Raw genomic sequence first — 10,656 nt, forward strand, 5'->3', positions numbered from 1 at the left:
GGCTGGAAAACCAGCCCGTCCGGCGTTTGAGGACAGCGCGCGAAGCGTGCTTCGGGGTCTGGGGCGGAGCCCCAGTTCCGGGAAGGGACGGGAAACGTCACGGCTCCGTGTCCGTCGCTCGCGGCAAGCGCAACGCCGCCACCGCCCCCAGCAGCAGCAAGCCCGCGCTCAGCAGCAGCGTCACATGCAGGCCGTGCACGAAGGCGTCGCGCGCCGCCGCGCGCAGGCGGTCCCCCGTGGGGCCGTCCAGCCGCGAAGCGACCTCGTAGGCCTCGCCCAGCGAGCGGCCCGCCGCGGCCGAGGCCGCGTCCGGCACCCCCCGCGTTCCGGCGACGCCGGGCGCGTACGTCGCGTTCATGACGCTGCCGAGCAGCGCGATGCCGATGCCCGCGCCGAGTTGGTAGGACGTCTCGCCGACCGCCGCCGCCCCGCCCGCGGACTCCGCCGGTGCCTCGCTGAGCATCGACTCGTACGCGCCGAAGAGCGTGGTCTCCAGGCCGAAGCCGAGGAGGACGAAACAGCCGAAGAGGACGGCGGGCCGGTCGTGGGTGCCCATCGCGGTGAGGGAGACGACGGCCGCGGCGGTGAGCAGGAAGCCTGCGCCGACCATCGTGCGCGGCCCGAGCCGGCGGAGCATGCGGGAGCCCACGAGGCCCGCGGCCATCGCGGCGAGGGTGAGCGGCAGCAGCCGCAGCCCGGTCTCCAGCGGGGTGAGCCCGAGGACGAGCTGGAGGTACTGCGCGGCGATGAGTTCCAGCCCGACGAGCGCGAGCATGGCGAGCACGATGCAGCCCACGGAGGTGCCGAACGCGGGCCGGGCGAACATGCCGAGGTCGACGAGCGGGTGTGCGCGCCGCCGCTGCCGCCGGGCGAAGAGGACGAGCAGGCCCGCCCCGGCGACCGCGGGCACGGCGGTCGCGAGGGTCAGCGGCGGTTCGCCGCCGCCGAGCCGCTTCACGGCGAGGACCACCCCGAAGAGCCCGAAGGCGGCCATCAGCGCGCCGAACACGTCCCAGGGTCCGTCGCGGCCGCCGGTGGACTCGGGCAGCAGCCAGCGGCCGACGGGCAGGCTGACGGCCATGAGCGGGATGTTGATGAGGAAGACGGACCCCCACCAGAAGTGTTCGAGGAGGAAGCCGCCGAGCAGCGGCCCGAAGGCCGCGCCCACGGCCGCGACCGCGCTCCAGATGCCGACGGCGAGGGCGCGCTCGTGCCGGTCGGGGAAGACCTGCCGGAGGATGGACAGCGTCGCGGGCATGATCATCGCGCCGCCCGCGCCGAGCAGGGCCCGCGCGCCGATGAGCACCTCGGGGCTCGGGGCGAGCGCGGCGAGGGCGGAGGCGACGCCGAACAGCCCGTAGCCGAGCAGCAGCACCCGGCGGCGGCCGACGCGGTCGCCGAGGGTGCCGAAGAGGATGAGGAGCGAGGCGCAGACGAGGGGGTAGACGTCGACGATCCACAGCAGCTGGACGGCACCGGGCCGGAGGTCCTCGGTGACGGCCGGGACGGCGACGTGCAGCACGGTCGCGTCGACGGCGACGAGCAGCAGGCTGACGCAGAGCACGACGAGCACGGTCCAGCGGTTCGCGCCGGGGCCCGGGCCCGTGCGTGACGGGAGCCACGGCCCGCGCCGGACCCGCTGCCGGGGAACGCCCGCAGCCCGTCGGGGCCCGGCCGTGGTCGTCCCGGACATGCACACCTCCTGTCGTGCGCTCGCGCCTTCCACACGTCTGGGGGGGGGCGGTGGACCTGCGGAAATCATGGGCGAGTGAGTCGACAGCGTACGCGAGTCACCGGCCCGCATCCGTGCTCCCGGTCACGCGCTCCGTCCACGGGGGCCGCGTTCCGCGTGCTGGACAATGGGCCGGGTGACTCATCTCGTTTCCCCCGCCGGTACGGACGCCGGGGCGATACCCGCGGCGGCCGCTCCGCGGGTGCGCGGGGCGCTGCGGCACGCCGCCCCCGCCCTGCTGGCGTACGCGGCGATCCGGGTGCTGGGCGTGGTGGTGCTGGCGGTGTGGGGCGCGGTCGCGGGCAAGGACCCGCACCAGCTCCTCTCGGCGCGCTGGGACTCCCTCTGGTACAGCCGCATCGCCGAGGACGGCTACGGGTACACCCTTCATCTCGGGGGCGGCAAGGTCCACTCGGATCTGGCGTTCTTCCCCCTGCTGCCGTGGCTGGAGCGGCTGTTGTCGGCCGTCTTCCCGCTGTCCGCGGCCGACGCGGGGCTGGTGGTGAGCGCGGTCGCCTCCCTGGCGGCCGCGTGGGCGGTGTTCCTGATCGGTGACCGCTGTCACGGGCGGCGGGCGGGCATCGCGCTGGCGGCGCTGTGGGCCGCGCTGCCGGTCGGCATCGTGCAGTCGATGGCGTACTCCGAGTCGCTGTTCACCGCGCTGGCCGCGTGGGGCGTCCACTGCGTGCTCACCGGCCGGTGGGTGTGGGCGGGTTCACTCGCGGCGCTGGCGGGGCTGACCCGGCCGGTCGGTGCGGCGGTGGTCGCGGCCGTGTGGATCACGGCGGCGGCCGCGCTGTGGCGCGACCGGCGGCGGCCGGGCGGGCGGCTGCTGCTGGGTGTGGTGCTGGCGCCGCTGGGCTGGCTCGCGTACGTCGTGTGGGTGGGCGTACGGACCGGGAGCGCGACGGGCTATCTGGACGTGCAGGGCGGCTGGGGCAACGGCTTCGACGGCGGAGCGGCCTTCGGCTCGTTCGTCGCGGAGCGGCTGACGGGCCCGGCGTGGCCCGCGGGCGCCGGCCTGCTGCTCGGCGTGGTCCTGGTGCTGTGGCTGTACGCGGCGGGCGTGCGGCGGGGCCAGCCGCTCCCCCTCCTCGTCTACGGGGGGACCGTGCTGCTGCTGGCGCTGACCGCGAAGGGCTATTTCGGGTCCAAGCCGCGGCTGATGATGCCCGCGTTCCCGCTGCTGCTGCCGCTCGCGGTGGCCGTCGCCCGGCTACGGACGATGCGGGCGGTGCTGACGGTGGCTCCGGTGGTGCTGGTATCCGCGGTGTACGGGGCGTTCTGGCTGCACGGTTCGGGGCCCCCGTGATCCGATTCCGCCAGGGTCCGCCGAGTTCCGCCGGGGCCCGGCGGGACGGCCCGGCGGCCGATCCGGAAACGTCGCGGAACGCGTCGGCCAATCGGCGATAAACGGTGGCGCACAAAAAGAAATAGGGCCGGGAGAGCGTCAACTGCCGTCGTTCCGGGGTTCTTTAAGTGCCGCTTATTCCGGAGAATCAAACGTGCCGTAAGTCATGTTTGAGACGCATTCCACATCACATCGTCATCACAAACAGGCTCGATCGGCCGAACCCTCCTGTCACGCAATGTAACGTCGATTGAGTGCGTACCAACGATGAGCTCGTCCGCCTGGAGGAGCGCCCGACCGAACCCGTGCGGCCGCGGATGACCCGGACCCGTGTCGGGATCTTCGTGACGACCTCCGTGGTCTATCTGGCGATCGTGGTCGGCGTGCTCACCACGTCCTGGCCGGTCCGGTTCGACTGGCAGGTCATGCTCTTCCGCCCGTACAAGCAGTGGCCGGAGATCCACACCTTCCTCGACTACTTCGTGGTCCTCGGGCAGCGCGGCCCGACGGCCGTCGCGGTCGCCGCCTGGCTGGGCTGGCGCGCCTACAAGCAGCGGACGCTGCGGCCGCTGCTGGTGCTGGGCACCTCGCTGCTGCTGCTCAACGCCACGGTGGGCGCCGCCAAGATCGGGATGGGGCGCCTCGGTCCGCACTACGCCACCTCGATCGGCTCGAACGAGATGTTCGCGGGCGGCGACATATTTCCCTCGGGCCACACCGCCAACGCCGTGGTGACCTGGGGGGTCCTGGCCTATCTGGCCACCACGCCCCGGGCCCGCCGGGTCGCCTCGGTGATCGCCGCACTGCTGGCGCTCGGCGTGGGGATGACCACGGTCTACCTCGGCACCCACTGGATGAGCGATGTGACGCTGGGCTGGAGCGCGGGGCTGCTGGTGCTGCTGGCCCTGCCCTGGTTCGAGGTGCCGATGGCCCACGCCGAGGCGTGGCTGCTGGCCGCCTGGCGCGGCCTCCGCGACCGCACCTCGCTCGCGCCCGCGCCGGTCACCCCCGTCCCGGTCGGCGCGCCGCGCCCCGCGGCCGACGACCAGCGGCCCGTCCGCGAACCGGTGGGCGTCGGCAGCCGTACGGCGGGGGGCTCGGCGCGCGTGCCCGACCCCAGGCCGCACCTGTCGCCCAAGCCGCACACCGTCCGCTCGGAGCGGACCCCGGTCACGCCGGCCGGCAGCCGCCGCCCGCCCAGCCCGGACCGCACGCCGCGCACCGCGCCGCTCGGACCGGCCACGGGACGCGGCCGCACGGTCGGCAGCTGAGCGCCGTACACGCCATCGCGGCCCCGGCCCCCTCGACGGGGGCCGGGGCCGCGGGCGTTCGGGGGGCGTCCACTCACCCCTTCCAGCAGCGCCGTACGGTGCCGTCCACGACCTCGAAGTTCAGCCTGCCGAACCGGTATTCCATGGTGACGACCGTGCCCGGAGGCAGCGCCCGTACGGTCGTCCAGCCGCGCGTCCGCGCCCGCTCGGCGGCGTGCTCGGCGTCGAGGCCGACATAGGCGCCGGGGTCGTCGTGGGGATCGGCGGGGACATTCGGTAGAGGTGCCATGGGGCCACGGTAGGCGCCGGGGCGCGGCCGCGGTAGCGACAGCCGCGGGCACGGTCCCGTCCGCTCCGGGTCCGCCACCGGTCACACTTCTGTCACAGAGAACTCCCGCCGGTTTACCGCGGCCCGTATCACCCGTACGAGCCTTCCGGCACCTCGTGCCGCGCCTTCACGGGGCATCGTCGGCGAATGCACGGCGCCTTCTCGAAATGTCCGCCATAACTCCCGGTACCGCACCTGGAATTCCCGCGTCCGCTGCCGTTCGTATATGGTGCGCGATCGCTTTTCCCGGGACCCGGGAAAAGCCGTCCGGAACCCCCGTCGGAACCCCTGCCGGAACCCCTGTCGGAACAGTGAATTCCGTTTTTCCGGAACGCTGTTCCGGAGCCGGACCGGGAGGCTCCGCAGCCCCGGCCGCGGCCCGGACGCGCCCTCGCGCGGCGGACGCGCGACGAGCATCATGGCGTGAGCTCGCAAGCCTGTCGAAGGTCTTATCGAGGGAGTGCAGATGGGGACGGACACCGCGCAGGCGGCCGCCGGTCCGGTGCGGCAGCGGCAGCCCGGCCGGATCCTGGTGGACTGGCTGACGACCACCGACCACAAGAAGATCGGCAACCTCTATCTGATCACTTCGTTCGGTTTCTTCCTGGTCGCCGGGCTGCTCGCCATGCTGATGCGCGCCGAGCTGGCCCGCCCCGGACTGCAGTTCATGTCCAACGAACAGTTCAACGAGACGTTCACCGCCCACGGCACGATCATGCTGCTGCTCTTCGCGACCCCGGCCTTCGCCGGCTTCGCCAATGCGATCATGCCGCTGCAGATCGGCTCGCCGGACGTGGCGTTCCCCCGGCTGAACATGTTCGCGTACTGGCTGTACCTCTTCGGCGGGCTGATCGTGGTGAGCAGCCTGCTGATGCCCGAGGGCGGCGCGTCCTTCGGCTGGACCGGCTACGCCCCGCTGAGCAGCGCGGTCCGCTCGCCCGGCACCGGCACCGACATGTGGATCATGGGGCTGGCGCTGTCCGGCTTCGGCACGATCCTGGGCGCGGTGAACTTCCTGACCACCATCATCGGGATGCGGGCACCCGGGATGACGATGTTCCGGATGCCTGTCTTCACCTGGAACGTGCTCTTCACCTCGATCCTGGTGCTGCTGGCCTTCCCGGTGCTGGCGGCGGCCCTGCTCTGCCTGGAGGCGGACCGGCGGTTCGGGGCGCGGATCTTCGAGCCGCAGAACGGCGGGGCACTGCTCTGGCAGCACCTGTTCTGGTTCTTCGGCCACCCCGAGGTCTACATCATCGCGCTGCCGTTCTTCGGCATCATCACGGAGATCATCCCGGTCTTCTCCCGGAAGCCGATCTTCGGCTATGTGATGCTGGTCGGCGCCACCATGGCGATCACGGCGCTGTCGGTGGTGGTGTGGGCGCACCACATGTTCGCCACGGGCGCGGTGCTGCTCCCCTTCTTCTCCTTCATGTCGTTCCTGATCGCGGTGCCGACTGGGGTGAAGTTCTTCAACTGGATCGGCACGATGTGGCAGGGCTCGCTGTCCTTCGAGACGCCGATGCTGTGGGCGGTCGGCTTCCTGGTGAGCTTCCTGTTCGGCGGGCTCACCGGGGTGATCCTGGCGTCGCCGCCGCTGGACTTCCACGTCACGGACACCTACTTCGTCGTGGCGCACTTCCACTACGTGGTGTTCGGGACGGTGGTGTTCGCGATGTTCGCGGGCTTCTACTTCTGGTGGCCCAAGCTCACGGGGAAGATGCTGGACGAGCGGCTGGGGAAGACGCACTTCTGGACGCTGTTCATCGGCTTCCACACCACCTTCCTCGTCCAGCACTGGCTGGGCGTGGCGGGCATGCCCCGCCGGTACGCGGACTATCTGGCGGCCGACGGCTTCACGGCCCTCAACACGGTGTCCTCGATCGGCGCGTTCCTGCTGGGCCTGTCCACGCTGCCGTTCCTCTACAACGTCTGGAAGACCGCGAGGTACGGGAAGCGGGTCGAGACCGACGACCCGTGGGGCTTCGGCCGCTCGCTGGAGTGGGCGACCTCCTGCCCGCCGCCGCGGCACAACTTCACGGCGCTGCCGCGCATCCGCTCCGAGTCCCCGGCGTTCGACCTGCACCACCCCGAGGCGGCCCCGACGGAACCGCCGGTGGCCACGGAGCCCGAGCCCGCGGGCCCCTGAACGGGGAGTCCCACCGGGCCCGGAGCGGCCGCCGGTGAATCAGCGCGCGGTGGGCGGGCGTTCGTCGACGCGCAGCGCGAGGTCGTTGTCCGCCGTGTAGTACGGACCGGCCTGCGCCGGGGCGTACGCGGCGTCGACGGCCCGCGCCGGGTAGACGAAGATCTGCTTCTTGTCGGCGACGTCGTCCAGGATGCGGGCGACGCGGGCGGTCTCCGTGCCGTCGGCGCCGCGCACCCAGAGGTCCCAGACGTCCAGGCCGCCCGCCCAGTCCGCCACCAGCCCGGCGAACGGGAGCGTGCAGGTGAAGTCCTGCTCGTCGGCGCCCTCCGCCTTGTCGGGGGCGACCGGTGCCGTGAGGACCCGGTCGGGATCGCGGCGGAGGCGGGCCTCGACCACCGCGCCGGCGAGCCAGGCGGCGGGGTCCTGCACCCGGTAGAGCCTGCCGTGCAGCGTCATCCCCGTGGCGTCGAGCAGCAGGTCGCCGGCCTCGGCGTGGGGCCCGCGCAGCCAGCTGCGCAGGGAGAGGTTGCCGTGCTTGGTGGCGTACGGGATGCGGACGGCCAGCGGCGAGGTGCCGGGGCCGGGCCTGCGGTCGACCAGCGAACGGAGGTCGGCGAGGCCGGGCACCAGGCGCCTGGGCCCGGCGTCCGCCCAGGCGACGTGGACGTCCCAACGGCCCTCGGGGAGGGCGACGGTGCTGGGCAGGACGGCGCGCAGGCGGCCCTCGCCGCCGGGCGCGAGCGGCAGCCGGACCTCCTCCGCCTCGTCCTCGCTGCCCCGGCGGCGCAGCACGAGCGCCGCGGACCAGTCGCCCGGGGCGTCGGCGGTGCCGGGGGCGTCGAGGTCGAAGGTGAGCCCGCCCGCGGAGTCCGCGATGCAGTCGACGCTCGGGTCCTCCACGCCGATGGCCTGGGGAGGGGCAGACACGATGGTGGGCTCCTCGGGGATATGGGCCGCGGACGGGCCGGTCGGATCGTCGGGTGAGGTGTGCTCGATGGGACGGTCGATGGGAGGGGTCATGCGGTCCGCGCCTTCCGCAGGGCGGAGCGGCTCCTGTCCTTGGTCCGCAGCGCGCTGCTGAGCAGGGCGCCCCGGGTGCGGTGCAGCGAGCCGCGCAGACCGCCGCGCGAGGACAGGTCGGTGAAGAGCGACTCGTAGCGCCCCGCGACCTCCGCGGGGTCGAAGCGGGCGGAGCTCTCCAGGGCCGCGCGGCCCATGCGCCGCCGCAGCTCGTCGTCGTTGATCAGCTTCAGCAGTCCGGCGGCGATCGCGTCGACCTTGCCGGTGGGCACCAGCAGGCCGTCGACGCCGTCGTCGATGATCTCGCCGGGGCCGTGCGGGCAGTCGGTGGAGACCACCGGGAGCCCGCTGCGCATCGCCTCGACGATGGTCATGCCGAAGGACTCCAGGCTGGAGGTGACCACGCCGATGGATCCCTTGACCCACTCGGGGTCGAGGGGGGTGGCGGGGCCCATGAGGTAGATGTGGTTGTAGAGGCCGCGCTTGTCGATCTGGGCGCGCAGCTTGGCCCGTTCCGCACCCGCGCCGTAGATCCGCAGCCGCCAGTCGGGCCGCTCGGCGACGACCTTCTCGAAGGCGCGGATCAGCAGGTCGTAGCGCTTGGCGGGGGCGAGGCGGCCGGCCGCGATCACCCACTTGCCGGTGGAGTCCGCGGGGGCGAGGGCGGGGGCGGGGATGCTGTTGGGGACGGCCTCCACCCGCACTCCGGGCAGCCGCATCAGCTTGCGGTAGGTCGCGGCGTCGGCCTCGGTGACGGTGGTGACGGCGTCGAGCCGGGGGTAGTGCGTGCGCAGCACCAGCTTCAGCTGCGGGGAGTGGGTGGCGAGCGTCAGGTGCTCCTGACCCACGCGGGCGACACCGCGCCGGGCCTGCTGGGCGATGTGCACGTTGAGGCCGGGCCGGGTGCCGACGACGACGTCGCAGTCCAGGCTCCGCAGGTGCTCGGCGATCCGCCGGTCGGTGAGCGCGCTGTACTGCTTGTAGCGGCCCTCCGCGGCGGGGAAGACGGTGGCGGGGCGCTCGTACTCCGGGTCGTCGCCCTCGTAGCCCGGGGTGCCCTTGCGGAGGTCCACCAGGTGGCGCAGGCGCACCTTGCCGCTCGGCGTGAAGACGGGCTCCTCGCGGTGGCGGAAGACGGAGACGATCTCCACGTCGTGGTGCTCGGCGAGCGTACCGGCGAGGTTGTAGGTGGTGCGGATCGTGCCACCGATGCCGTACGCGTTGTGAATCAGGAATGAGATGTGCATTCGTCCCCGTATGCAGCCGTTTCACCGCGGACATTCCGTGCAGCCCGCCTACCGAGAGATTAGACCGCGACGAGGGCTCCGAGGTTGGCCCTGATCACCAACTCGTTCTGCAAGCGATGGGGAATCGGTAGCGGGGACGGGAACTTTTCGGCCGTTGTCGCTGGTCCGCGCGGGGGACGGGGCGGCGGAGCGTGACCCCTGCCACGGATCGCCCGTTGTCTCCTTACGAGCCGGGAACCGCCCGGCGCACCCGCACCCAGTTCGAGGAGCCACCGTGCCGCGCATGCTCGACGTCAGCGAGGACGTCCGCGCCGAGATCGGCGACGAGGAAGCCGACCGCCTGCTCGGCGGCGACAACGCCCCCGGCAGCTACGACTGCACCTCCTGCCGCACCCCCGGCCACACCGAGCGGGAGCCCACCAGCACGGTGCTCTTCGTCGGCGAGGAGACGGCGGTGCTGGCCTTCGCGCACGCCGCCTGCATCCCCTCCCAGGTCGTCCCGGTCTCCGAGGAGCAGCTCCAGGGCGCCGTGCGGTCCATCACCGGCGAGGACGAGCCCGCGCGGCAGGCCCCGGCCGGGCCGCCCGCGGCCCCGCTGGGCGCCGAGGGTCCGGTGCAGGCGGAGCTCGGGGTCACCAGCGGTCTGGTCCTGGTCGGCGGGGAGCTGCACCCGGCGCTCGTCGTCGAACCGCTCGCGCCCATCGCCCGGCCGGGCACCACCGGCCCGGTCGACGTCTTCCTGCCCCTCCTCATCGAGCAGGGGTTCACCCCCGTCGCCGCGATCGACCAGGTGCCGCCGCCCACCCCGGGCTGGTCGGTGCTGCTGGCCGTGGGCAGGCTGCACGCGATCCTGCAGCCGGTCGTCAGCGGCGGCAACCCGTCCGCGTGGTGGCAGGCGCACCAGGCGATGGAGGTCGCCAAGGAGTGGCGGGCCGCCGTCAACAAGACGAAGCGAGTGCTGGTCTTCGCGGCGCCCGTGGGCACGATCGGCCAGCAGCCGCGGGAGGACCTGCTCCGCGAGGCGCTGGACCGCGCCGCCGCGCGCGGGCAGTTGGTCGCCGCCACCATGCCGCTCGCGGGTACGTGATCCGCGCCGTGCGTCCCGCATCCGTACCCGACGTGCCGGCGGGTCATTACCGGCCCGGCCCGCATCCCCCGGGCCACGGACTCGTTGGCTCAGACGTGCACTCATACGAGCCTGCCTCCAGGATGCCGTACCCGAATCACATCCCCGGCATGCGGCCACCCCGCGATGCCGCCCCGCAGAGCCACCCCGTCTCGGTGACCCCGATCTACGACGCGCTCTACTCCGAGTACCGCCGCTCGTTCCGGGCGCTCCCCTTCGACCGCACCGGCGAGGAGGAACTGAGGTTCGCGGGGTTCGGCCACCAGCTCGCGGGCTACGGGCAGTACGGCGGGCACGGCCACTTCGGCCAGCTCGGCGGCCAGCCCGCCTACCAGGGTGATGCGCGAGCACAAGGTGCCGCAGTTCACCGTGGACGCGCACCGCCCGGTCAAGGCCTTCGACGTGTTCGGCCTGAGCTTCTCCACCGAGCTC

General features: G+C 72.7%; 8 protein-coding genes. 4 read left to right on the forward strand and 4 right to left on the reverse strand.

Going from position 1 to position 10,656, the window contains the following annotated elements:
• Positions 1-97 precede the first annotated feature (97 nt).
• A complete protein-coding gene (locus ACWD4A_RS34055) occupies positions 98-1,693 on the reverse strand; it encodes an MFS transporter (protein ID WP_451200115.1) in 1,596 nt (531 codons plus the stop codon).
• Between the two features lie 166 nt (positions 1,694-1,859).
• On the opposite strand from ACWD4A_RS34055, the gene ACWD4A_RS34060 reads away from it, so the two are divergent.
• Entirely contained in the window at positions 1,860-3,044 is a 1,185-nt protein-coding gene (locus tag ACWD4A_RS34060) for a hypothetical protein (RefSeq protein ID WP_451200117.1), read from the forward strand.
• 293 nt (positions 3,045-3,337) lie between these two features.
• On the forward strand, positions 3,338-4,354 hold the full coding sequence (locus tag ACWD4A_RS34065; protein WP_451200119.1) for a phosphatase PAP2 family protein: 1,017 nt from the start codon (positions 3,338-3,340) through the stop codon (positions 4,352-4,354).
• Between the two features lie 73 nt (positions 4,355-4,427).
• Here ACWD4A_RS34065 and ACWD4A_RS34070 read toward each other — a convergent pair whose 3' ends face one another.
• On the reverse strand, positions 4,428-4,643 hold the full coding sequence (locus ACWD4A_RS34070) for an I78 family peptidase inhibitor (protein WP_451200122.1): 216 nt from the start codon (positions 4,641-4,643) through the stop codon (positions 4,428-4,430).
• A gap of 505 nt (positions 4,644-5,148) precedes the next feature.
• Here ACWD4A_RS34070 and ctaD point away from each other — a divergent pair.
• Entirely contained in the window at positions 5,149-6,831 is a 1,683-nt protein-coding gene (gene ctaD / locus ACWD4A_RS34075; RefSeq protein WP_451200124.1) for an aa3-type cytochrome oxidase subunit I, read from the forward strand.
• A 39-nt stretch (positions 6,832-6,870) separates the two neighbouring features.
• Here the strand turns inward: ctaD and ACWD4A_RS34080 are convergent, their stop codons facing one another.
• Both ACWD4A_RS34080 and ACWD4A_RS34085 read right to left on the reverse strand, forming a co-directional pair.
• Complete coding sequence (locus tag ACWD4A_RS34080; RefSeq protein ID WP_451200127.1) at positions 6,871-7,851, reverse strand: hypothetical protein; 981 nt, start codon at positions 7,849-7,851, stop codon at positions 6,871-6,873.
• Positions 7,848-9,098 carry a glycosyltransferase family 4 protein gene (locus ACWD4A_RS34085; protein WP_451200129.1) on the reverse strand — a complete coding sequence of 417 codons (1,251 nt, stop codon included), beginning with the start codon at positions 9,096-9,098 and terminating at the stop codon, positions 7,848-7,850. Before ACWD4A_RS34085 ends, ACWD4A_RS34080 begins: the two co-directional genes overlap by 4 nt.
• Before the next feature lie 274 nt (positions 9,099-9,372).
• On the opposite strand from ACWD4A_RS34085, the gene ACWD4A_RS34090 reads away from it, so the two are divergent.
• A complete protein-coding gene (locus ACWD4A_RS34090) occupies positions 9,373-10,185 on the forward strand; it encodes a hypothetical protein (RefSeq protein ID WP_451200132.1) in 813 nt (270 codons plus the stop codon).
• The last annotated feature ends 471 nt before the right edge of the window (positions 10,186-10,656 follow it).

This window comes from Streptomyces sp. NPDC002537 (genome assembly GCF_053594975.1).